This window comes from Brevibacterium sp. GP-SGM9 (assembly GCF_047300845.1).
Classification (GTDB): domain Bacteria; phylum Actinomycetota; class Actinomycetes; order Actinomycetales; family Brevibacteriaceae; genus Brevibacterium.
This window is the reverse complement of sequence record NZ_CP178563.1, coordinates 3,049,382-3,073,718: the sequence shown is the minus strand read 5'-3', so window position 1 is coordinate 3,073,718 and position 24,337 is coordinate 3,049,382. Positions and strand designations below refer to the sequence as shown.

At 67.1% G+C, this 24,337-nt stretch carries 15 protein-coding genes, 1 tRNA gene and 1 pseudogene; 3 read left to right on the top strand and 14 right to left on the bottom strand.

Translation table 11 applies throughout. The features are described 5' to 3' along the window. Positions 1–13: 13 nt before the first annotated feature. The 5 genes from ACH82I_RS13760 to ACH82I_RS13740 all read right to left on the bottom strand — a co-directional run bounded on the left by ACH82I_RS13760 (position 14) and on the right by ACH82I_RS13740 (position 5,380). The gene (locus tag ACH82I_RS13760; RefSeq protein WP_413333389.1) at positions 14–298 is read right to left on the bottom strand and encodes a hypothetical protein; all 285 of its coding nucleotides are present in this window, start codon (positions 296–298) and stop codon (positions 14–16) included. A gap of 40 nt (positions 299–338) precedes the next feature. Further along, positions 339–572: a hypothetical protein gene (locus ACH82I_RS13755; RefSeq protein ID WP_230745921.1), complete on the bottom strand. Its 234-nt coding sequence runs from the start codon at positions 570–572 to the stop codon at positions 339–341. After that, positions 569–1,969 (bottom strand): inorganic phosphate transporter, encoded by a 1,401-nt coding sequence (locus ACH82I_RS13750; RefSeq protein ID WP_230745922.1) that lies wholly within the window; start codon positions 1,967–1,969, stop codon positions 569–571. Before ACH82I_RS13750 ends, ACH82I_RS13755 begins: the two co-directional genes overlap by 4 nt. Positions 1,970–2,364: 395 nt before the next feature. Then, entirely contained in the window at positions 2,365–3,819 is a 1,455-nt protein-coding gene (locus ACH82I_RS13745) for an aspartate aminotransferase family protein (protein WP_230745923.1), read from the bottom strand. A 76-nt stretch (positions 3,820–3,895) separates the two neighbouring features. After that, positions 3,896–5,380 (bottom strand): CoA-acylating methylmalonate-semialdehyde dehydrogenase, encoded by a 1,485-nt coding sequence (locus ACH82I_RS13740; protein WP_230745924.1) that lies wholly within the window; start codon positions 5,378–5,380, stop codon positions 3,896–3,898. Between the two features lie 113 nt (positions 5,381–5,493). On the opposite strand from ACH82I_RS13740, the gene ACH82I_RS13735 reads away from it, so the two are divergent. Then, complete coding sequence (locus tag ACH82I_RS13735; protein WP_230745925.1) at positions 5,494–7,107, top strand: PucR family transcriptional regulator; 1,614 nt, start codon at positions 5,494–5,496, stop codon at positions 7,105–7,107. Between the two features lie 43 nt (positions 7,108–7,150). Here the strand turns inward: ACH82I_RS13735 and ACH82I_RS13730 are convergent, their stop codons facing one another. The 7 genes and pseudogenes from ACH82I_RS13730 to ACH82I_RS13700 form a co-directional block, all read right to left on the bottom strand. Beyond that, positions 7,151–8,164, bottom strand: coding sequence for an Ldh family oxidoreductase (locus ACH82I_RS13730; protein WP_413333387.1), 1,014 nt, complete (start codon positions 8,162–8,164; stop codon positions 7,151–7,153). Between the two features lie 101 nt (positions 8,165–8,265). Then, entirely contained in the window at positions 8,266–9,351 is a 1,086-nt protein-coding gene (locus tag ACH82I_RS13725; RefSeq protein ID WP_413333385.1) for a proline racemase family protein, read from the bottom strand. Positions 9,352–9,369: 18 nt separating this feature from the next. After that, on the bottom strand, positions 9,370–10,269 hold the full coding sequence (locus ACH82I_RS13720) for a dihydrodipicolinate synthase family protein (protein ID WP_413333383.1): 900 nt from the start codon (positions 10,267–10,269) through the stop codon (positions 9,370–9,372). Positions 10,270–10,339: 70 nt separating this feature from the next. Then, positions 10,340–11,605: pseudogene (locus ACH82I_RS13715) on the bottom strand (FAD-dependent oxidoreductase); the annotation flags it as partial. Positions 11,606–11,827: 222 nt separating this feature from the next. Beyond that, complete coding sequence (locus ACH82I_RS13710; protein ID WP_413333382.1) at positions 11,828–12,559, bottom strand: GntR family transcriptional regulator; 732 nt, start codon at positions 12,557–12,559, stop codon at positions 11,828–11,830. 38 nt (positions 12,560–12,597) lie between these two features. Further along, positions 12,598–13,191, bottom strand: coding sequence for a short chain dehydrogenase (locus tag ACH82I_RS13705; protein ID WP_413333380.1), 594 nt, complete (start codon positions 13,189–13,191; stop codon positions 12,598–12,600). Between the two features lie 657 nt (positions 13,192–13,848). Continuing rightward, positions 13,849–13,937: transfer RNA gene (locus tag ACH82I_RS13700), tRNA-Ser, on the bottom strand. A gap of 666 nt (positions 13,938–14,603) precedes the next feature. Here ACH82I_RS13700 and ACH82I_RS13695 point away from each other — a divergent pair. Both ACH82I_RS13695 and ACH82I_RS13690 read left to right on the top strand, forming a co-directional pair. Then, positions 14,604–16,622 carry an LCP family protein gene (locus ACH82I_RS13695; protein ID WP_413333378.1) on the top strand — a complete coding sequence of 673 codons (2,019 nt, stop codon included), beginning with the start codon at positions 14,604–14,606 and terminating at the stop codon, positions 16,620–16,622. Continuing rightward, positions 16,619–18,799 (top strand): FAD/NAD(P)-binding protein, encoded by a 2,181-nt coding sequence (locus ACH82I_RS13690; RefSeq protein ID WP_413333376.1) that lies wholly within the window; start codon positions 16,619–16,621, stop codon positions 18,797–18,799. Before ACH82I_RS13695 ends, ACH82I_RS13690 begins: the two co-directional genes overlap by 4 nt. Before the next feature lie 208 nt (positions 18,800–19,007). Here the strand turns inward: ACH82I_RS13690 and ACH82I_RS13685 are convergent, their stop codons facing one another. Together ACH82I_RS13685 and ACH82I_RS13680 are read right to left on the bottom strand one after the other, a co-directional pair. Beyond that, positions 19,008–21,404, bottom strand: coding sequence for a YhgE/Pip family protein (locus ACH82I_RS13685; protein WP_413333374.1), 2,397 nt, complete (start codon positions 21,402–21,404; stop codon positions 19,008–19,010). Next, positions 21,401–24,259: an MMPL family transporter gene (locus tag ACH82I_RS13680; RefSeq protein ID WP_413333372.1), complete on the bottom strand. Its 2,859-nt coding sequence runs from the start codon at positions 24,257–24,259 to the stop codon at positions 21,401–21,403. Before ACH82I_RS13680 ends, ACH82I_RS13685 begins: the two co-directional genes overlap by 4 nt. Positions 24,260–24,337: the final 78 nt, after the last annotated feature.

Genomic DNA, 24,337 nt, shown 5'->3' with positions numbered 1-24,337 from the left:
GCACGCTAGCACGTCATGCGGTCTGGCCCTGATCTGGCCCCGACCTGGCGCCGAAGTCATCCGACTGCGGGTTCCACCTCGTCACCGGAGTCACGACGAACATGGTGACCAGCGCAGCGACGAAGAGCCACGAGACCACGGCAGCGCCGAGGGTCTTGAGCAGACTCGTCCGCAGCACCACTCGGCCGATTCGCTCGAACTCCTGCCGCCACTTCTCGAGGCGCCTCGGGTTCGCCTCGGCGATGTCTTTCAGCAGATCGGGGGTGAGATCGGCGCTGTCATCCTGGGATCTGACCACACTGCTGAATCTACCTCGGCTCGTCGGCTACCCGCGGTCCTCAGGCTCCGTGGAGTGCGGGCACGATGAGGTAGACGCCGAGCAGCACGAGGAGACCGCAGATGCCGAAGACCGACCAGTAGCCGAGCCGTAACAGCGGCTTGGGCCGTCCCTCGGCGAGGAGGTCGACATGGACGGCACGCATGCGCACGGCCGTCGAGTAGAGGGTGATGACGACGATCGCCGACACCCAGGTCGCGACCGCGACGATGAGGAATGAGCTCCACTCGATCATTTCGCGTCTCCCTTGTCAGTCTGCTGCGAAGCTTCGGTCTCGCTTGGTCCGGCGGCACCACCCGGACTGCCGGGAATGCCGGAGCTTCCGGGTCCGCCGGCGGCGGTCGAATGCTCGTCGACGGCGGTCGCCTGACGACCACGGGAGGCGCGGCGCTTCGCCTTCGCCGCCTGTTTCTCGTCCCAGGCTTCGCGGCGGTCCGCGCGCTTGGTTTCGGCGCGCTTGCGGTTGCGGTCCTTGCGCAGCTTGCGCTTGCGCCCGCGGATGTTGACCGCCTCGCCGACGGTGTCGAAGTTCGAGATGTCGGTCTCTTCGCCGCGGCGCGAGCTGAGGAAGATCCAGAGCACTGCAACGACGGCGATGACGGTGTCGATGATGACGCCGACCACGCCGAGGTGAGCGACGAATGCCGCCGCGGCACCGACGATGGCGGCGGCGGGGATGGTCAGCAGCCAGCCGGAGGCGATCCGTCCGGCCGTGGACCATTGCACATCGGCGCCCTTGCGTCCGAGCCCTGAGCCGAGCACCGATCCTGAGGCGACCTGGGTCGTCGACAGCGCGAATCCGAGGTGCGAGGAGGCGAGGATCGCAGCGGCGGTCGAGGTCTCTGCGGACAGGCCCTGGGCGGGCTTGACGGTCGTCAGCTTGGTTCCGAGGGTGTCGATGATCCGCCAGCCGCCGACGTAGGTGCCCAGCGCGATGGCGAAGGCACACGCGGTGATGACCCAGATGTGCGGCCCGGTCCCGTGTTCCTGCAGGTTCGCGGAGACGAGCACCAGCGTGATCACGCCCATGGTCTTCTGGGCGTCATTCGTGCCGTGGGCGAGCGCGACGAGGGAGGAGGAGAAGATCTGTCCGTACTTGAACGGCGCCCGGTGGGCGGTCTTCCCGTCGTCATTGCGGCGGGTGATCGAGTAGGCCAGCCGGGTGCACAGATAGGCACCGACGCCGGCGATGATCGGGGCGGCCAGGGCCGGGAGAACGACCTTGGAGAGGAAGACTCCGAAATCGACGGAGTTGAGTCCTGCACCGACGATGGCCGCGCCGATGAGGCCGCCGAAGAGAGCATGGGACGAAGAGGAGGGAAGGCCGAAGCGCCAGGTCGCCATGTTCCAGATGATGGCGCCGATGAGTCCGGCGAGGATGAAGTCCGGGGTGATCTGGACTCCCCCGCCGCCTTCCTTGATGATGCCGCCGGAGATGGTCTTGGCCACCTCGGTGGAGAGGAAGGCCCCGACGAGGTTGAGCAGAGCGGCGAGGGTGACCGCCGCCTTCGGCTTGATCGCCCCCGTGGCGATCGGGGTGGCCATGGCATTGGCCGTATCGTGAAAGCCATTGGTGAAGTCGAAGAACAGTGCCAGTGCGATGACGAGCACGACGACGAAGATGATTTCCACTAAGCGACCTTGGGCGTAGACACAATTCGGACCGTGGATGATTCAGCTGGCAGGCAGCGGCCTCAATCCCGCAAAAGTCTACCGCCAACTTCGCCGGAACTTCATCCAGAATTCGAGGTGATTCCACCTCGTTCACCGAATATTCACCTATCAGCAGGGCGAGTGTCTACTAGCGACCGAGGTAGGCGCTCTCCGGTGACCAGGGCAGATGCCTCCCCGGGACCGACACAGAATGAGCGCTGCCCGGGCAGAGAATACCTGAGTATTCTCCACTCGGACGGGGCAGGAGTCACACGGCGATCTCGAACCGCAGCAGGGCCCGAAGAGCAGGCCCGCAACAGGCCCGCAACCGGGCCTGAAGAGCTGGCCCGAACCGCACCTGATCGCCGAGGTTGTCAGCTCACATAGCCGTCGGCGACGTCCAGCGCCCGGTCGAGGACCTCGAGTCCGAAGCGGACGTCCGCATCGGGGGTGTTGAGCGGCGGGACGACGTGGATCCGGTTGAAGTTCGCGAAGGGCACGACACCTCCGGCCTTGATCGCGGCGATGACCTCGTTCATCTCCGGTGAGCTGCCGCCGTAGGCCGCCAGCGGCTCCTTCGTCGTCCGGTCCTTGACCAGCTCGACGGCCCAGAAGCAGCCCATTCCGCGCACATCGCCGACGGAGGGGTGCCGCTGTGCGATCTCCCGCAGGGCCGGACCGATGATCTCGCGGCCGAGGCGGTCAGCGTTGTCGACCATCCCCTCGTCGTCCATCGCGTTGATGGTCGCCACTGCGGCCGCGCAGGCCAGCGGGTGTCCCGAATAGGTCAGCCCGCCCGGGTAGACGCGGTCGCGGAAGGTCTCGAAGATCTCATCGCTGATCGCGACTCCCCCGAGCGGCACATAGCCGGAGTTGACGCCCTTGGCGAAGGTGATGAGGTCCGGGGTGACATCCCAATGGTCGACGGCGAACCAGCGACCGGTGCGGCCGAAGCCGGCCATCACCTCGTCGGCGATGAAGACGATCCCGTACTTGGCGGTGAGCTCTCGCACGCCTTCGAGGTAGCCGGCAGGAGGTCCGTAGATACCGGCGGTACCGGGCACGGTCTCCATGAGGAGGGCCGCGATATTGCCCGGGCCTTCGAGCGTGATCATGTCCTCGAGGTGAGCCAGCGCCCGCTGCGTCTCCTCGGCCTCGGAGGTCGAGTTGAAGTAGGAGCGGTACTGGTAGGCGGGCATGAAGTGGACGATGCCCTCGGCCGAGTAGTCGTTGGCGAAGCGCCGGGGGTCGCCCGTGGCATTGACGGCCAGCTGGGTTCCGCCGTGGTAGCTGCGGTAGGCGGAGAGCACCTTCGTCCGTCCCGTGTGCAGGCGCGCCATCCGGATCGCATGCTCGTTGGCATCGGCCCCGCCGTTGGTGAAGAAGACGTGGTCGAGATTGCCGGGGGTGCGTTCGGTGATCAGACGGGCCGCCTCGGAGCGAGCGTCGTTGACGTGCTGCGGTGCGATCGTGCACAGTTTGCCCGCCTGCTCCTGGATCGCGGCGACGACGCCCGGGTGCTGGTGGCCGATGTTGGTGTTGACCAGCTGGGATGACATGTCGAGCAGCTTCCGCCCCTCCCCGTCCCAGACGTAGGGGCCTTCCGCGTCGACGATGGTCATCGGCGTGAACGGTCCCTGCGCCTGCCAGGAGTGGAAGACGTGCGCCCTGTCGAGCTCATAGGCGCGCCGGCCCGCGGCGAGACTGCCCTCGCCGATCCGGGCAGCGTCGATCCGGGCGGCATCGGCCCGGGCGTCGTCGGCACCGGCACCGTCGGCCGGAATCGGCAGTTCGGCCGACTGCAGATCATCTTTATTCATCGTCGTCATGGTGGCTCCTTCGCCGAGGTGGTTCGTCGTCGTGGTGCGACATCAGGGTGCGACGTCGGGGTTCGGCCGTCGGGGTTCAGTCGTTGGTCGGGAATCCGAGGTTGAGTCCGCCGTGGCTGGGGTCGAGCCAGCGGGAGGTCACGACCTTGCCGCGGGTGAAGAAGTGCACGCCCTCCTCGCCGTAGGCATGGGTGTCGCCGAACAGCGAGTTCTTCCAGCCGCCGAAGGAGTAGTAGCCCACCGGCACGGGGATCGGTACGTTGATGCCGACCATGCCGACCTCGATCTCGTTCTCGAAGCGGCGAGCGGCGCCGCCGTCGTTGGTGAAGATCGCGGTGCCGTTGCCGTAGGGGTTGGCGTTGATGAGCTCGATGCCTTCGTCGTAGCCGGGGACGCGGACCACGGCGAGCACGGGACCGAAGATCTCGTCGGTGTAGATCGACATGTCGGTGGTGACGTTGTCGAACAGGGTCGGGTTGAGGAAGAAGCCGTCGGCATGGTCGTGGTCGCGGCCGTCGAGGACGAGGGTCGCACCGGAGTCGACTCCGGCGTCGATGTAGCCGGCGACCTTGTCCCGGTGCGCGGCGGTCACCAGCGGACCCATGTCCGGTTCGTCTGTGCCGTCGCCGATGCGCAGGGTGCGGGTGCGCTCGGCGACCTTGGCCACGAGCTCATCGGCGATCGAGTCGACGGCGACGACCACAGAGATCGCCATGCAGCGCTCTCCCGCGGCACCGTAGCCGGCATTGACGGCGGCATCGGCGGCGAGGTCGAGGTCGGCATCGGGGAGGACGAGCATGTGGTTCTTCGCTCCGCCGAGCGCCTGCACGCGCTTGCCGGCGGCGGTCCCGTTCTCGTAGACGTACTTCGCGATCGGGGTGGATCCGACGAAGGACACCGAGGCGACATCGGGGCTTTCGAGCAGGGTGTCCACGGCCTCCTTGTCGCCGTGGACGACGTTGAAGACGCCGTCGGGCAGACCGGCTTCCTTCCACAGTTCGGCCATCCAGTTCGCCGCGGAGGGGTCCTTCTCCGAGGGCTTGAGGACCACGGTGTTGCCGGTGGCGATGGCGACCGGGAAGTACCACATCGGGACCATGGCCGGGAAGTTGAAAGGAGAGATGACGGCGGCGACGCCGACGGGCTGACGCAGAGAGTGGACGTCGATCTTCGTCGAGGCGTTCTCCGTGTATCCGCCCTTGAGCTGGGAGGCGATGCCGCAGGCGAACTCCACGACTTCCTGGCCGCGCGCGACCTCGCCGAGGGCGTCGGAGACGACCTTGCCGTGTTCGGCGGTGATGATCTCAGCCAGCTCCTGCTTGCGGGAGTTGAGCAGTTCGCGGAAGTTGAACAGGATGGACGTCCGCTTCGCCAGGGAGGTGTCGCGCCAGGCGGGGAAGGTCTCGGCGGCGTTCGCGATCGCGGATTCGACGGTGGCCTTCGATGCGAAGGCGACCTGGCCGCTGACCTCGCCGGTGGCGGGATTCGTGATATCGCCGAGGCGGGAGTCGGCGTCCGCGGGAACGCTGCGTCCGTTGATCCAATGGGAGAGGGTGGTCATGAGTCATCCTTCTTCGTCGACGGTGATGCTGTTGGGGCCAGTCTGGCCGGAATCCGCTCACGGCAACAGATACACTATGTCAGCATTCGATGCTTCTGATTTACACTGTGTCAATGAGCGGAGCAGATGACGGGACCGGTGGGCTGAGCGTGGCCGAGATCCTCGAGGTCGAGGAGATCCGCACCGGAGAGCCGGAGATCCTTGCCGGTGCCGCGGAGCTCGAGCGTGGCATCCGCTGGGTCCACATCGCCGATTCCGAACAGGTCGAGCGCTTCCTCGAAGGCGGGGAGCTCGTGCTCACCACCGCGCAGACCTTCCGCAACTCCCCTGCCGCGGTGGCGGAGTTCCTCGACCAGCTCGAGCGCGTCGGCGCCGCGGGAACGGTCGTCGAACTCGTCGACGCGGACTCCGCTCCGGATCCCGCCGCCGTCGAGGTGCTGCGCGAGGCCGCCGCGGGGCGTGAGCTGCCGGTGATCATGCTGCCCCAGCGGATCAAGTTCGTGCGGATCACGGAGTTCGCTCACCGCCGCCTGCTCGGCCAGCAGCTCTCGCGCCTCGAACGTGCCCAGGAGATCCACGAGACCTACACGCGGCTGAGCCTCGAGCGGGCGGGCGCTCAGACCATCGTCGAACGCACGGCAGACCTCCTCGGCGCTCCCGTCGTCCTCGAGGATGTGGCCCATCGGGTGCTGGCTCATGCCGGTTCGGGTTCCGCGGACTTCGTGCAGAACTGGACCGACCTCGTCGCCGGTCGCGGTGAGGCCGGTGCACAGCATTGGCACCAGACTCCCGTCGGTCTGCGTGCGCGTCGCTGGGGCCGCCTCGTCGTTCCGGGTGCCGCCGACACCGGCGCGATCGCGCAGATCATCGAACGGGCCGGTGAGGCGCTGACCCTAACTCGGATGGCCGACCGCGATGAGCAGGACCTGCTCCTGCAGGCCCAAAGCGGTCTGCTCAGGGAGATCTCCGACGGTACGGGCCTCGACGAACGCTCGGCACGCGCTCGTGCACTCTCACTCGGCTTCGCACCCGAGGCCGAGGCGCGACTGCTGCCCGTCGTCATTCGACTCGATCGGGATGCTGATGGGGACCCCACCCTGATCCAGCTGCGAGAGCGCGGACTGACGCAAGAGCTCGTGGCCACGGCGACACGATTGCGGCTGCCGTGCCTGGCGACGAGCCTGCAGTCCGGCACGTTCGGTCTCATCCTCGCTCTCGGCAGCGGGGACTCCGATACCGGACAGGACGCCGAGGATCGGGTCCTCGACCGACTCTTCGGCGAGCTCGGGGACGAGGAGCCGAGGTGGGCCGCCGGGGTGGGACGTTCGAGCTCTTCGCTGCTGACCGCGGTATCCGGGCTCGAGGCGGCCTCGCAGGTCGCCGAGGTGGCGTCGACCTTGGATGTCCGTGAGCATTCCTACTACCGGTCCGCCGATGTCCGGCTCCGCGGGCTGCTCTCGCTGCTCGGCCACGATCCGCGGCTGCGGGCCTTCGCCGACGGCGAGCTCAGCCCGCTCCACGAGGATGCCGAACTCCTCGACTTCCTCGAGCTCTACCTCAGCCACGGCGGGAACAAATCCGCGGTGGCCAGGGCCAGGTTTCTCTCCCGGCCCGCCCTCTACGCGCGCATCGCGAAAATCCAGGACCGCCTCGGCGTCTCCCTCGATGATGCCGAATCCCGCACGGCCCTGCACGTGGCGCTGCTGTGGCGGCGGATGAACGGCTGAGCGGACAGACATTCCCGTCACGCAGCACGAAGCACGCAAGCTCTCAGTCCAGGAGAGCGCGGATGTCTGCCGTGACCGGAATTCCACTCCTTTCCGCCTCGGCACGGTTGGCATAACGTCGATCGGCGGGAAGGCGCTCCATCCCCGAGTCCCTGAGCATGTCGGTGAATGCCCTGACCCGTGCGAGATACTCGTCGTTGCCGCCCCGCTGCGGGTCGATGACGATGTAGAGCTGACCGGTCCGAAAGGTGTGGGCTCCCTCCGGTGCTTCGACATCGATCTCGTAGGTGAAGCTGCCGCCGGTCAGCCCGGCCGCGAGCATCTCGATCATCATCGACAGCAGGGCGCCCTTGTGTCCGCCGAAGGGTCGAATGCCCCCGCCGTCGAGGATCTCGACGGGGTCGGTGCTCGCGTGCCCTTCAGCGTCGACGCCCGCCCCGGGCGGAGCCTCTTCGCCGTCGGCGCGGAGCAGCTGCAGGTCCCCATGGGACACCGAGGAGGTCGCGAAGTCGAAGACCACCGGATCGGCACCGGCGACGGGAGTGGCGAATCCGAACGGATTGGTGCTGAACACCGGCCGACTCGCGCCCTCGGGAACAACCGCGAGCTTGCCGCTGGCGATCATCGCCATCGCCACATGGCCGTCCCGAGCAAAGCCCTCGAGCTCGGGCCACAGGGAGCTGAAGTGGTGGGAATCGCGCAGGGCGATGACGGCGACCCCGGTTTCGGCGAGCGTATCGGCGATCAGCGACTGCGCCGCCGCCAATGCCGGCTGGGCGAAGCCGTTGCGTCCGTCGATGCGGATGAAGGACGGCCCGGAACGCTCGATGCTCGGCACGGCAGCGCCGTCGGCCCACCCCCGGGTCAGCGAGTCGAGGTAGCCTCTGACCCTGAACACTCCATGGCTGAGGGTGCCGTCGCGTTCGCAGGAAGCGCAGTTGAAGGCGAGGACACGCGCAACCTCTTCGGAGGCACCCGCCGCGACGAGTCGGGCTTCGATCACCTCGACCAGGCCCACAAAGGAGATCCGCTTCTCCGCAACTTCATTCGCCTTCATGAACGCTCCTCGATTCTTACCGACGATTCTCTGCAGAGTCTTTCATCTCCTCGCCAATGGCTGATCTCCGCCGTTCGCGCTCAGCCCTCGGCAGTTCCGGCTCAGTCCTCGGCGGTCAGCGTGCCCACGCCCAGTCCCCAGATGTCTCCGACGGTGTAGCCGACGGGGAACGGGTCGTCGCGCTCGACGACGAGCTGGGTGAACGCGGTGATCCACCCGCGTCCGGTGATCGAAGGGATGATGGCCGGCCGGCCGGCGACGCTGGTCGTCTCCTTGACCTCGGCGGTGAAGGTCGTGCCCATCATCGATTCGTGGACGAACTTCTCACCGACGGCCAGCTCGCCCCGGGCGTGCTTGGCGGCGACGCGTCCGCTGGTCCCGGTCCCGCACGGGGACCGGTCGAGCGTCCCCGACCACGTGGTGTCATCGCTTAAGTCGATCTCCCCGTTCGGCAGGACCACGGCGTTGCGGCCATCGGTGCCCGGGGTCACGGCCGGCCCGTGGAGCATCGGCAGGCCGATCGTGTTGATCTCGGGGATGAGCGGGTGCTCGACCTCGAAGGCGAGGTCGGCGGCACGGCGCATCGCCGAGGCGGCTCGGATGATCGTCTTCGCGTTCTCAGGTTCCAGCGCGACTCCGAGGTCGGCGGCCTTGGCCTGGACGTAGAACTGCCCCCCGAAGACGATGTCGACGGGGATCGTTCCGTAGCCGGGCACGTCCAGCGGCAGGTCGAGGCCGTGGACGAAGGCCGGGACATTGTCGAAGGTCACGGACTTCGCCCGGCCCGCCTCCACCTCGGCGCGGACGGTGACGATGCCCGCCGCAGTGTCCACGCGCAGGGTGGACACCGGTTCGACCACGTCGACGGCTCCGGTCTCGACGAGGGCGGTGACGGCGCAGATGAGGTTCGATCCGGACATCGGGCGGAATCCGCCCTGCTCCATGACGATCATCCCGAAGTCGCAGCTGGCATCGATCGGGGGCACGATGATCGGCGAGCACAGCCCCGGATAGCCCCGCGGCTCCTGCAGGACCAAGGTGCGCAGATCGTCGAGGTGCTCCTCGCAGTAGCGCAGACGCTCGGCCATCGTCGAGCCCTTGACCCGCAGACCCGAGCCCATGAGCACGCGTCCGGGCTCCCCGGCGGCGTGGACGTCGACCGCTTGGATGAGCTGCCTGTTCGTCATGCGTGTGTCCCCTTCGACTCAGGCGTGCGTCTCGACGCCGGCGGCGGTCAGCAGGCCTCTGAACTCCTCACGATACTCCGGGGCCAGCGGCTGGACCGGGGCTCGCGTGGGGCCGGCGGGGACGCCGACGAGTTCTAGACCGGTCTTGATCGCGCAGGCATAGTTGTGCGATTCGAGGAATACGCAGATGGGGTTGATTCTCGCCCACAGCTCGCGTCCCCGGGCGAGGTCGGCATCGACCGCGACCGCCTGATAGAGATCGGCGCACAGCCCCGGGATGACGCTGGCCGCGCCCCAGACTCCCGCCTCGGCGCCGAGGGCCAGCGCCGCAAAGGTCAGGGTGTCCCAGCCGTTGAGCGCCTGGATGTCATCAGCGTGATCGAAGTGGACTTCGGTGAACTTCGGGAAGTCGCCGCCGGTGTCCTTGTAGCTCGTGACCCCGGTTTCGGCGCCGAGGCGGCCGAGCTGTGCGGCGCTGAGCTCGAGTCCGGTGGCGGCGGGGATGTTGTAGAACATGATGGGGATGCTCACGGCCTCCGAGATCGCCGAATAGTGGGCGATGACCTCGTCGAAGGAGGGGGTGTCGTAGAAGGGCGGGACGATCATCAGCGCATCGGCGCCGGCCGCCTCGGCGTCCCGGCTCAGCTCGATCGTCTCCGCGGTGCTCGGGGCTCCGGTGCCGGCCACGACGGGCACCCGCCCGGCGGCCGCCTCGATGTAGGCCCGGTTGGAGGCCTTGCGTTCGGCGATGGTCAGGGCGGTGAATTCGCCGGTCGAGCCGCCGGGGACGAGGCCGTTGACGCCGGCGTCGATGATGTGAGCGGTCTGGGCGCGGATGCCGGCGAGGTCGATCTCGGACCCGTCGGCGGTGAAGGGAGTGACACAGGCGGCGAGGATACCGGTGAATGTGGAGGACATAGGAGTCTGCCTTTCGAATGTGGATGTGGTGCGGGGTGAGGTGGGTCGGTTGCGGAGTGGCCGCTGGGGCTCAGAACCTGTTCGGTGAGACCTGGGCCAGGTGGTCGGCGCCCAAGCGCGAGGGCCGGTCGAGCATGATGTCGGTGAGCACCCTCGCCGAGGCGGGGGCCAGTGAGAGTCCGAGCATCGAATGTCCCGAGTTGACGAAGGCATTCTTCGCGCTCGTCAGCGGTCCGATGACGGGAAGTCCGTCCGGAGTCATCGGGCGTGAACCGGCCCAGGGGGTCTTCTGCCCCGGACCGTCGCCCCAGCCGTGGAAGGCCTCGCGGGCCGCGCGACGGATCGCTTCGACACGGACTTCGTTGACCGAATCGTCTCTGCTGCCGAATTCCATGGTTCCGGCCAGGCGGAGCGTGCCGTCCAGCGGAGTTACTGCGACGCGGGCGTCTTCGAGGGTCAGCGAGGTCTTCAGCTGCACCGGGGCCGGACTGTAGTCGATGCTGTAGCCCTTGCCGGAATAGATCGGCAGCCTCTGTCCGAGCTTCGCGCTCAGGGCCCCGCTCGGGACCCCCGCGGCGATGACGACGGAGTCGGTGCGCAGGACCTCGGCATCGTCGGTGACCACTGCGGTGACGGTGTCGCCGCTGCGGACGAACCCGCTGACGCCGGTGTCCTCACGGACGGTTCCTCCGAGTTCGCGGATCTTGGCCACCAGGGCTCGGGTGAGCGAATCGGGTTCGATCTGTCGATCGTTCGGAAAGAAGAGTCCGTGGCGGAGGCGATCGCTCAGTGCGGGCTCGGCCTCCAGGACCGAGTCGCCGTGGAGCCGCTGCGGAATGTGGCCGGCGGCCTCGAATGCCTCCAGGCTCTCGGCATGCTCTTCGAAGCGCTCCTTGGTCTCGAAGGCGAGCAGCACTCCCCGATCGTGCATCTCGAAATCGATGCCCTGCCGTTGGTAGTCGTCGAAGAGGTCGTTGGCGTCGTCACCGAGGCGCAAATGCAGATCGAGTCCGGCGGCGAAGTCGCGGGCGTTGCAGTGCATGGCCATCCGCAGCAGGAATTTCAAGTAACCGGGCGCGACCGAAGGATGGATCGAGAGCGGGCTGTCGGGTTTGAGCATCCACCTGATGCCCTGCAGGAGGACTCCAGGGGCGGGAACCGGGTTGCTTTCGGCGAGAGCGATCTTGGCGGCGTTGCCGTGCGAGGCCCCGGCTCCGGCTTTCGCCGCCTCGAGCACGGTGACCTCGACTCCTGCGGAGGCCAATTCATAGGCGGTCGCCAGACCGACGACTCCTCCCCCGACGATGACAGTTCTCATCCGTATCCCCTTTGCTGTGCTCCGTTGCCGACTGCGGGCGCGGCCTCAACCACGCAATCCGATTGTATGACAATCACTGATGGCTACGCTACGCAATGCTCGCGGGCGCGTCAATAAGTAATGCACGGATTTGTCCAACACAGAGCGATCACCAAGGAAATGCCCGGTGAGCGCAGACAGAGAACCCCGGATCGCGCACTCGCAGTGCACGATCCGGGGTTCTGCCGAAGGAGCCGGCGCTCAGCCGGCGCCGGAGGAGCCGGCGATGAGGAAGGCGAGCTCCTGGGCGCTGTCCATGGTGTGGACGTCGAGAGCGGTCGCGATCCGTGCCTTGTCTCCGGTGCGAATGGCCGACATCAGCGCAGCGTGGATCGCATGCGCCCGTCCGGCATCCCGGCGGGTGAACTGGTCGTAAGCGAGGATGAGCGTCATCTGCGCCTCGACCACAGGCCAGATCCGCATCAGCAGGTAGTTCTCCGAGGCCTCCCAGATGCCCCGGTGGAAGCGGACGTGCGCCTCGTGCAGCGCCAGGGGGTCCGAGTCCGCGCCGATCTGCTCGAACTCGGTCCACACATCCTCGAGATGCGCGAGCCTCTGACCCGTTTCGTCCGCGAGGATCTCGGCGATCGCCTCGGAGTCGAGTGCGACGCGCACACGCGCGATCTCGAGGAGGGATTCGACCTCGATGTTCGCCACTCGCAGACCCCGATAGGCCTCCTGAATGAGGAACCCGTCACGCGCCATCTGGTTGAGCGCTTCCCGCGCGGTCGGCCTGCTGACATCGAGGGACGAGGTCAGCTCGGCTTCGATGATGCGCTGGCCGGGACGGATCTCGCCGAGGACGATGCGCCGTTTGATCTCGTCGATCACGCGCTGTCGTCGCTCAGTGTTCGAGGCCGGGGTGCGCACTGCGGCTCGCTCGCTCGACGCTGTTCGCTCGCCCGACGCGGTCGTCGGCTTCGACGGCTTCACTGTTCGATCCTCATCTCGTGGTCCTCATCTCACAGTCTTCAGACCGCGATGATGCGGCCGGTGACATTGCCCTCAACGGACCGGACGAAGGCGGTGGCCACCTGCTCGTCGGTCACGGGGACCATGCCGGCGAAGGCATCGTGATAGTGCGGCGAGTTCGCGAGCACGTTCGGGCTGACCGCATTGATGCGGATGCTGCGCGGCAGCTCCGGGGCGGCGGAGATGACGAAGGATTCGACGGCACCGTTGGCCAGAGCGGCCGCGGCGGCGGTCGGCACGGGTTCGCGACTGAGGACTCCGGTGACGAAGGTGATCGAACCGCCGTCGCTGAGGTGGTCGAGGCCCTGGGTGACGAATTCGACCTGGCCCAGGGTCTTCGAGGTCAGTGCCTCCAGATAATCCGAACGGGTCAGCTCTGTCACGGGTTTGAATGCGGCCGAACCGACCGCGACGATGATCGCATCGATTGTGCCCACGGCCGCAAGTAGCCGGGAGATCGACTCTGGGTCGGAGGTGTCGACCGCAGGGTCGGTCGAGCGGGTGACGCCGATGACCTCGTGTCCGCGCTTCTCGAGTTCGGCGCGTGCGACGCCGCCGACGTGTCCGCCGGATCCCACCAAAAGAATCTTCATCGCTGTCCTCCATCCTCGTCGTGTGACTGCGGTTTTGTCAGACATTCTTGGATTGACTGACAACCCGAGTCTAGGGGACGAGGCGGACTCCGACCAGCGGACCCGTGTCAGCCGTCGCAGCGGAGCTCCACCCGGTGGTTCTTCGCTCGGCCCTCCGGATCGTCGTCAGCCTCGGTGCCATTCGACGCCACAGGGTCGGATTCACCGTGCCCCACCGCCTAGACCTTGAGGTCTGCGTCTCCCGAGGTCAGGACATCGGCGAGGGCCCTGGCTCGGTCCATGGGCCGCAGCCGCTTCGATCACCAGTTTTGCGGCGCTCAGGTCGATTGTTCGGCTACCTCCGAGCAGATTCAGGCCCTAATCTGCTCGGAGGTCGCCGAACAATTGCTGCACGACCGGGCCGGAAACGAGAATCGTCCCACGCCACCGCATGACCGATGACGCGGCGTGGGACGAATACGGCCACTAGATCGATCCTGACGCGTGCAGCGACTTGTTCGACTCGGATCTCGAGGTCGTCGCCGAGGCGATGGAAGCCGCGAGGGTTGCGGCACTACATTGAGAGTGTCGGAAAAATGTGGACAAGCGCCTATTTCTGGACAGACGAAACCCCCGCGATCCACTATTTCTAGAGGATCGCGGGGGCTTCCCACAACGCGGAGCCGGTGGGATTTGAACCCACGGTCCCCAGTTCAAGGGACTTCACCTTAGCAGGGTGACGCTTTCGGCCGCTCAGCCACGACTCCAAATCGTTGACCCGATCCCCCTATAATTCGAGGGCTTCGGATCCGCAGTCGGCACTACGAGAACAGCCTATGCGAAAGTCCCCGCCGAGGGCAAAGTGCAGGCGCGAAGAGTGGCCTTGCTCATATCGATCACGTCCGCCGATCGGCCTCAGACCGGCGCTGGGAGTCCCTTTCCACTGCTTGCGTGCACGCGAATTCCAGCATTCATCAATCTACGGGCGTAAAATCAACCTGAAGTGCTCTGCGGTCTGCTCACTGACGGTCATTGGGAACGTGATGTTCCATGGCTGCCTCCTGCACCGAAGACCCAGCGCGATGAGCGGACCGACCGGCACGAGAAGTGAAGTTTGAGGAGTAGAGAACTTGCCAGAGATTCCCCCTGACAAGCATGGACCGAATGGGAACGACCCCGATTCTCCCGCTGCAGGTCGCCGTCTCCGTGCCTCTGCTCGACCCCGATTCCGCGGCGATGCCGCCGCCAGCGACGACAGTTCGCACACTTCTCGCCCCTCCACACCTCAGTCCTCGAACTCTCAGACACCGCGAGCCTCCGACCCCGGCCGGTCTGCTGCCGGGAATTCCCACAGCCGCCCGAACGCTTCGGGCAGCGGTCTCGGACGCGAACGCCAGAACACCGACAGCTCCAAGGCACCCACTCCGCGACCGGTGGCACCGCGCACCCGACGCGAGGCCAGGATGCTGCGCGCGGCAGCCGCCAACGGAGCATCCGCGGCAAGTGTCGCCGCTGCCGCCGATTCGACCGAGCAGGCGTCCGGCGACGATTTCTCCACGGGGCAGCACCCCACCACCGCAGCCTCGGCGAATGATTCTTCCCGACGTCCCGAGTCCTACCCGACCCGCCGTGATCGCCGCGCTGCTTCGTCCTCACGCAGCTCCCGACGCGGCGGCGCCGGCAGCAAGAGCAGAGCGGCCGCAGTCGGAGCAGGAGCGGGAGCCGCGGCAGCCGGCACCGCCGGCGCGGCACACAACGCAGCCCGCAACGCTTCGCACGACCGGGCCGATCGCCGCGCCGCCAACGACCGCGGCACCGATCGCACAGACGACCGCTCCCCGGCCGAGCACGAGCCGGCACGGGCCCGACGCCATTCCTCCCGCCTCGGCGAGGCCTTTCCCGGCCTTGTCGGCTGGACGTCACTGAGCACCCTGCTGCCCGGCGTCGGACTGCTGCGCACTCGCTTCCGCCCGGCCGGCCTCATCATCTTCGGGCTCTTCGCCCTCGCGATCGTCAGCGGTCTGCTCTACCTGCTCATCAAAGGCCCGGTTCGCGCCGTGAGCATGGTCGTCGGCAATCCTTCCCTGCTCAACTTCCTTGCGATCGCGGCCGTCGTCGTCGGGGTCGTCTGGATCCTCGTCATCGTCGTCTCCCACCTGGGCCTGCGGCGAGGGCACAGGTACACGCCTTGGCAGAACAAGCTGGCCGGAGTGCTCGTCGTCTCGCTGGCGCTCATCATCGGCATCCCGCTGGGCGTCGGATCGGTCTACGCCCGGGTGCAGTCCTCGACCGTCTCCAGCCTGTTCGGCGACAGCACGGGCAAATCCATGGGAGCCGATGAGCTGTGGGCGGACAAGCCCTACATCAACGTCTTCCTGATGGGTCGAGACAACGGCGATGACCGTGAGGGAACTCGCCCGGACACGATGCTCGTCGCCTCGATCGACACGAAGACCGGCAATGCCGCGCTCATCTCCGTGCCCCGCAACCTCGCCTTCCCGATCTTCCCGGAAGGCAGCGAACTCGCAAAGGCCTGGCCCGACGGATTCCGTCCTTCCGGCGATTCCTCGGAGGACCTCATCAACGCCGTCTGGCAGTGGGGCGAGCAGAACCAGGACGCCATCGGCGACACGCACGGGCTCGAGCCGGGCATGTGGGCGACGATGCAGGCCGTGCAGGGGTCCCTCGGTCTCAACCTCGACTACTGGGCCTCGGTCGACATGGCCGGGTTCGAAGACGTCGTCGACGCCATCGGCGGTGTGAAGATCGACGTCGAACGTCCGATCCCGATGGGCGGCGGCAAATCCATGTCCGGCGTCCCGAACAAGGTCTACGGCTGGGTCGATCCCGGCGAGCAGACACTCAAGGGCAAGGACGCACTCTGGTACGTCCGCTCCCGCGAGGGCAGCGACAACTACGACCGCATGTGCCGCCAGCAGCGCATGCTCAAGACCACTCTCGAGCAGATCGACCCGCAGGAGCTGGCCGCGGCCTATCCGAAGCTCGCGAACTCGGCGACGAAGAACATTGCGACCTCGATTCCGCAGAACGAGATCCCCGCCTTCATCGAGCTCGCCGTGGCGATGCAGAAGGGCGATGTGACGACGGTCCAGATCAACAACGACGTCACCCCCACCTACAACCCCGACTTCGACGTCCTCCACAAGTGGATCCTCGGCGAGGTCAAGGGCGCCTCGAACGGCGAAGAGACCCCGCAGCCGACCAACGACGGCAGCGACAGCTCCGATAAGAAGGAGTCCTCCGAGGACGAGGCCAGCGACGAGGAGACCACCGACACCGCGGCCGGCGACACCGGTGACGAGGGCGCAGACTCGTCCGAATCCGAGGTCCCGGGCGAACCCAATGCCGAAGGCAAGTGCTACCCGCAAGGCTTCAAGCCCGGCGATTCGTTCCCGGGCTACCCGGGTCCGAACGCCGGAGACCAGGGTTGAGCGCCGAGGAGGCCCCCGCAGTCGTCATCGTCGGCGCCGGTCCGCGTGGACTCACCGTCCTCGAGCGGCTCACCGCACTGGCGGCGAAGCGCGTCACCGATGCCGATTCCGGCGGCTCCGCCGATCCGGCCCTCGTCATCCACCTCATCGACCCGTATCCCCCGGGAGCCGGAATCGTCTGGCGCACCGACCAGCCGGAGACGCTGCTGATGAACACCACGATCGGTGAGCAGACGGTGTTCCCCGATCAGAGCTGCGACTTCCTCGACGCCGAGGATGTGCCGACCGGACCGTCGATGGCCGAGTGGTATCGCGAGAACGGCGGCACCGAGCCCGTGGACTCGACGTTCCCCAGCCGCGCCCTGTACGGCCGCTACCTGCGCGACGCCTATACCCGCATCCGTGCGGCCGCGCCGGACTTCATCGACATCGTCGAACACCCCACCACGGTCGAATCGATCATCGACCTGCCCCCGCTCGAGCCCTTCGAAGACGCGCCGGGAGGTGTCGACGCCGCGTCCGACCCAGTGCCCCCGCAGCTCGTCCGCTGCGCCGACGGCACCACGATCATCGCCCTCGCGGTCGTCCTCGCCGTCGGCCACATCCCGAGCGCCCAAACGGAGGAGCGGGCGCGGCTTGCCACCTTCGCCCAGCGCTCGGGCGGGCTGTACCTGCCCCAGGGTCTGCCCGCGGAAGCCCCCGTCGCCGAGGTGGCCCCCGGCAGCCGTGGCATCGTCCGCGGCATGGGGCTCAACTACTTCGACCTGCAGACGCTGTTCACCTACGAGCGCGGCGGCAGATTCGAACCGGTGGACGGGAGCGGGGCCGGAGCCGCCGGCGAACTCCGCTACCTCCCCAGCGGCGAGGAGCCCTTCCTCGCACTCGGCTCCCGGCGCGGAGTCCCCTATCGCAGCAAGCCCATCTGTGACGACCACCCCCGCGCACCCTGGCCGCTGCGCTACTTCACCAAGGACAACATCGCGCATCTGGCCGGTCTCGAGGACCTCGACGGCGAGCGGAGGGCCGGGGCCCGCTTCAACGACCAGCTCTGGCCGCTCATCCTCGCCGACCTCCGCTTCGCCTATTACCGCACCCTCTCCGAGGTCAGTCCCGAGGCCTTCGCCGGTGATCCTGGACAGCTGCGTGAGGCCATCGCCGAAGCGGTGTCCCGTCACCTGACGAGGCGCACCTGGCAGGAGACCCACCCCGATGCCGCCTCCGAGGCCGAGGCGGCCCGCCAAGGTCGCGTCACCCGTGAGGCCTTCGCATGGTCGGAGATCGAAGAGGGACTCGTCCCGGATCCCGCCCACCGCATGTCCCTGCACGCGCTGCTCGATCCGCTCGAAGGACGGAAGTTCGACTCCCGCGAACCCGGGGCTCCCGACTCCCTGCACGAGTGGATGCTCGACTTCCTCCGCACCGACCTCCACGACTCCCTGGCCGGCCCGACGGGCAGCCCCGTGAAGTCGCTGTTCAACGTGCTCTGGCAGTCCAGGCTGCTGCTCAAGGAGCTCATCGCGGCCGGACACATCGACCGGGTCAGCATCGACATGGAGATCTGCGGCTGGTTCGAGAGCTTCGTCTCCGGGATCTGCGACGGCCCTCCCCCGCAGCGCATCGCCGAACTCCTCGCCCTCGCCGAAGCCGGAATCGTCACCTTCGTCGGACCGAACATGCGCCTCGAAGCGAACGAGGACGACGCGCACGCGGATGGAGCGCACGCGTACGATGTGATCGCGGACAAGGCCGGCAGGACCGACAGACCTGAACCGGGCGCCGCGCCTTCCGACGCGCGACCGCAGATCTTCAGGGTCACCTCGGCGCAGGTGAATGGCCAGGTCACCGGCAACGTGGTCATCGACGCGGCTTCACCGACGAACTCGATCACGCGCGCCGCCGATGTCCTCCTGCACGGGATGCTCGATCGCGGTCAGATCACTGCGGCCCGGCTGACCTTGGACGATGGCCGCGAGAAGCTCCTCAACGGGCTCGCGCTCACGCCGCGGCCCTATCGCACGATCGACGTCGATGGCACCGTGCACCCGCGGCGCTTCGCGCTGTCGATCCAACTCTCGGCGATGCAGTGGGGGCTGGCGATCGCGGCCAATCCGGGCACGAACGCCACCACTCTGTGCGACTCCCACGCCGCGGCCGAGGCCATCCTCGACCTCCTCTGAGCCGGCCGGCTTCCGCGAAACCGGCACACATTGCTCTGTGATCCTCACAGAGGGTCGTGATCACTCCGGAGAAAAGTGGACTGGTCTCGGGCGGCCGTGGTCCCGGAGCCGGTCGGCCGCGGTCGATGCACTGGTTGAGTCAGAGTACTTCGGTTGCAACCGGGGCTATCTGACTTAACCGGTACATCGCCTGGACGCCCACCCAACCTCAGGCCATGGCCAGTGCGGCCTCCGGCTTCGTCGACCTCGCGCGCACGATCGCCAGCAGCGACATCACGATGCCGATGACCGCCCAGGCGAGCAGTCCCCCGTAGGCGGCGGCCTGACCGGTGGTGCCCGCCGCGATCGCTGCGAAGCCATTCATCGCCGGTGTCAGCGGCAGGAGCGGGGCGACGAAGTCGAAGAACTGCGGCACCGCACCGATCGTCCGCCCGGCCACGGCGAGGACCACGGCGATCACGGACAGGAATCTGCCCACGCCGCCGAACCACGCCACGAGCGCGAAGTTGAGGATCATGAACACCATCGCGGAGACGAACGTGAGCACCGCGATGTCGAAGCCTTGGACGGCATCGATGTCCATCACGGTGACCGCGAGGATCGAGAGCACGAGCGCCTGCAGCACGCCGACGATGACGCCGGGCAGCAGACCTCGCAGCCAGACCGCGAAGGATGACCTGGTCGAGAGCAGGGTCGAGGCCGGGATCGGCTTGAGCACGGTGTAGGTGACGAGTCCGCCGACCCAGAGTGCGAGCATGATCAGCAGGGCGATCGTCGATCCCTGGAGCACATCGGTGACGTCGTCGCTGCCGGGCGACTTGATGTTCGCCGAGGCGACCTTCGCCAGTTTGTCCCGATCCGTCGAGGAGTAGGACGGCACTTCGTCCGCGCCGTCCTTGACGCCGTCGGAGAACTTCCCGACGCCCTCGGAGTACTTGTCGGTGCCCTTCGCGAGCTGATCGAGTCCGGCGGCGAGGTCCGAGGTGCCCGTGGCCGCCTGGGAGACGCCGTCGGTGTACTGGCCAATTCCGTCGGAGAGCTGACCGGCACCATCGGAGAGCTGGCCGGCACCGTCGTCGAGCTGAGTCGAGGCATCCGCGACCTTCCCGACGCCCTTCGAGAGCTCGGGCATGCCGTCGGCGAGCTGCTGATTGCCATCTGCCACACCCGAGGCGCCCTCGCGCAGGCCCTTCGAAGCCTCAAGAAGCTTCGGGGCGTTCTTCGAGATGTCCTCCATGCCCTTCGTCAGCTCGCCGAGGCCGTCCTCGAGTCCCTTGACGAACTTGGTCATGCCCTTGCTCAGTTCGCTCGCCCCGTCGGCGAGGCCATCGGCCCCGCCGAGCAGCGACTGACCGGACGTCTTGTCTTTCCGCTCGAGTCCGTCCACGGCCGAGCCGAGACCGCCCGAGGTGCCCTTGAGCAGTCCCTGGGCGAAGGCCTGTTCGATGCCCTGGCAGGCCTCGTCCGGGGTGCCCGTGGGACAGAGATCACCGCGTGCCGCCTCGGCTTCCTCCGGGGTCATCAGCCCGGCGGCCACGAGCGCGTCGAGGTCGGGGTTGGCGGCGGCGAGCTTGTCGGCCTGGTCCGCCCCGTCCTTGAGACCGTCCCGGTACTGGTGGAGGCCGTCGGAGAGCCCCGAAGCCCCGTCGGAGACGCCCTTGGCGCCCTTGTCGAGGTCTTTGCCGCCGTCGATGAGGTCGTCGAGGCCGCCCTCATCGGAACCGCCCGAGCCGGAGAAGCCCTTGATGATCTCGTCGATGGACTTCGTGTATTCGTCGACGCCGTCGGAGAGTTCGCCGGAGCCGTCTGCGAGCTTCTGCGTGCTCTCGGGCAGCTCGGCGGTCTGCTTCTTCATCTCCTGCAGTCCGCCCGAGAGCTGGGAGGTGCCGTCCGAGAGGTCTCCCGCGCCCTTGGCGAGGTCACCGGCCCCGGATTTGAGCTCTCCGCCGTTGGTGGAGAGCTCGTCCATGCCCTTCGACAGGTCCCCGGCGCCGCTCGCGGACTTCTCGGTGCCCGTCTTCAGGTCCTTCGCCCCGTCGTCGAGCTCCCCGGCGGCGTCGCCGAGGTCCTTCATCTGGTCGCCCATCTTGTTGAAGCCGACGTAGATGTTGTCAAGGTAGTTCTCGGTCATCTCGGTGTTGAAGGTCGTGCGCGCGACCTCGGCGACCGACCGGGAGATCTGCGTATCCGCGGCCGGGGCGACCCCGGAGACATCGACGTCGAGCTGCGTCTGCGTCGCGGACTTCGCATCGTCGACTGAGGTCACCGCCCGAGAGAAGCCCTCGGGGATGGTCAGCTTCGCGGCATAGGTGCCGTCCGAGAGTCCCTTCGCCGCGTCGTCCTCGTCGGTGATCACCCAGTGGATGTTGTTGTCCTCTTCGCCGACGAGTCCGCTGGTCAGCTCGCGGCCGATCGGCACGGTCTCCCCGTCGACCTCGGCCCCGTCGTCGTTGTTGACGATGGCGGCCTCGATGGTGTCGAGACGGTCGCTCGACTTCCAGGTGGCCAGGATGAATCCGGCGGCCACGATGATGGGGATGAGCACAAGGCCGATGAGCGACACCCAGGTCACGGGCCGCTTCGAGTTCGCACGTTCGAGTTTCACGACTGCACGCCTTCCATGTTGCTGCGGCCGGCCGCGTGGGCCCGGACACCGCCGTTGTCGTCATCTGCTCCACCATCGCCCTCGGGGGCGGCCTCGTCGAGGTCGAGGTGGAAGTAGTTCGTGTGTGGGTACAGGATCCCCGAAACGTCCCCGTCCGGGAGTCCGAGCACGATGGCCGTGCCCGCCTCCTGCAGCTGGGGCAGAAGTTCGGCGAGTTCCCGCCCGGTGTGGGTGGCTAGGGCCTGTGCCCCATCGATGATGAGCAGGTCAGGCGCCGAGGTGGCCCACCGTGAGAGCTCGCGTGAACTCGGCAGGGTGGCCGGTACCTCGGCATCGAGTTCGAAGTAGGGCACGCTGCGACGGACCTTGCCGGCATGCTCCGGCAGAACCTCGTGGCCGATCTTCATCTCCCCGGCGCTCAGCCCGACACGTCCGGACAGGGCGAGGAGCAGGGCACGACGTGCACGTCCGCTGGCGACGAGCACCTGGCCCGGCAACAGAGAGATGTCGACACGGGAGAAGCCGCGATCCCCGGAGTAGACGCCGATGCCGCGTCCGTAGACCCGGTACGGCGAATCCGGCTCCGGCCAATCGCGCAGGGCCACCTCGTGGGCGAGCCCTTCGCCTTCGACATCGAGCCGGGGCAGGATCCGGTCGAGCCACTTCGGCAGCCACCAGGCCTTGTCACCGAGCAGCTGCATGATCGCCGGGACCAGCGACATGCGCACGAGGAAGGCATCGACGAAGATGCCGGAGGCCAGGGCCAGGGCGATCGACTTGATGATCGGCTCGCCGGCGGGCACGAAGGCCGCGAACACGGAGAACATGATGACCGCTGCGGCCGTGACCACGCGGGCCGAGGAGGCGAAGCCGGCCTTGATCGCGTCCCGCGCACTCGCCCCGTGGACATAGGCCTCGCGCATTCCGGAGACGAGGAACACCTCGTAGTCCATGGCCAGTCCGAACAGGATGCCCATGACGATGATCGGCAGGAAGCTGATCACCGGACCGGTCTGGTCGATGCCCATGGGTCCGGCGAGGAAGCCGTCGTGGAAGACGAGGACGACCGTGCCGAAGGAGGCGAAGACGCTGAGCAGGAATCCGCCGGTGGCCTTGATGGGCACCGCGATCGAGCGGAAGACCATCATCAGCAGGATGATCGAGAGGCCGACGACGAAGATGCCGAAGGGCAGCAGGGCCTGGCCGAGCTGGTCGGAGACGTCGATCTGGATCGCCGTGGCCCCGGTGACAGCGGTCTCGAAGTCATAGTCGGCTTCGATCTCGTCGCTGAGCGCCCGCAGCCGGTCGACGGTATCGAGGGTCGCGGGGTCATCGGAGGCCGTGGTCGGAATGATCTGGAACAGGGCGGTGGTGGCATCCTCGTTGGGGGTCGCGAGAATGACCTGGTCGACGCCGTCGACCTCCTCGATCCGATCCTTGATCTGGTCGACGTCGTCGAGCGGATCGTCGGAGGTCACGATCTGGCTCGTCATCACCAGCGGACCGTTGAAGCCGGGGCCGAAGTGCTCGTCGATGAGGTCGTAGGTCGTCTTCGCGGGGCTGCCTTCCTCCTGCTGCCCGGCGGTGGGCAGGGACAGCTGCAGCTGGGTCGCGGGAATCGCGAACAGGGCGAGACCGCCGACGATGACGACGATGGTCAGCAGCGGGATCTTCGTGACCGCCCGCAGCCAGCCGGCGAAGAACTTATTCATGATCGTCGGCGGGTAGGGCTCCCCCGCCTCGGCGCGGGCTTCGGAGGCGATGTCGTCACGGGTGGCGGGGGCCTGCGTGCGCTCGGCGGCGGCGGCGAAGGCCTTCCGGTAGCGCTTCGTCGGCTTCGGGGTGATCTTGCCCTTGACGAGACCGAGCAGGGCCGGGACGAGGGTGAGCGAGATGAGCACGGCGACGAGCACGGAGCCCGAAGCGCCGATGCCCATGATGGTGAGGAAGGGGATGCCGGCCAGGGACAGACCGAGCAGCGCGATCATCACGGTCATTCCGGCGAAGACGACGGCGGAGCCGGCCGTGGCGACCGCGCGTCCGGCCGCCTCGATGGGCGCGTGGCCTTCGGCGAGCAGAGCTCTGTCCCGAGAGACGATGAAGAGGGCGTAGTCGATGCCGACCGCCAGGCCCAACATCAGCGCCAACATGATCGAGGAGGAGTTGATCGCCCCGAAGGCGGTGGCACCGACGATGAGGAGCACGGAGATGCCGACGCCGATGAGCGCGGTGATCAGAGGCATGCCGGCGGCACGGAAGGAGCCGAGGGTGAGCAGGAGGACGATGAAGGCGATGACGACGCCGATGCCTTCGACCCAGGAGATCTCGACTCCGGTGATCTGGAAGAGCTCGCCGCCGGCTTCGACCTCGGCACCCGGGAGGGCATCGCGGACCGGGTCGAGGGCGTCGAGGAGCTGGTCGGGCGCCTCGGGGCCGACCTCCTGCTGAGTGCCGTCGTACTGCACGGAGATCTGCGCGGCTCGTTTGTCGTCGCTGATCGCCCCGTCGACGAGGTCGTCGAAGGGAGAGGTCACGGCGTCGACATGCGGAAGGTCCTTGAAGTCGTCGACGGCGTCCTCGATCTCGTCCTTGTACTTCTTGTCGTCGATGGAGTCGCCGCCGGCGGCGACGACGATGACCGTAGAGGACACTCCGGCCGCCGAGGGGAAGGTCGACTTCATCGAGTCGAGCGCTGTCTGCGCCTCCGAACCGGGCAGCGTGAAGTCATTGTCGAAGTCCTTGGCGAAGGCCGCGACGCCGGCGCCGACGAGCCCGAAGATGACCAGCCACAGGGCGATGAAGCGGAGCGGAGTGCGATAGGCGCGGCGCCCCAGCGCGTACAGGAATGTTGACACAGAGACCTCGATACAAGAATGTATTGGATACAGTATTGTATTGTTGTTGACTCAGGGCCTTCGGCGCAAATGAATCCC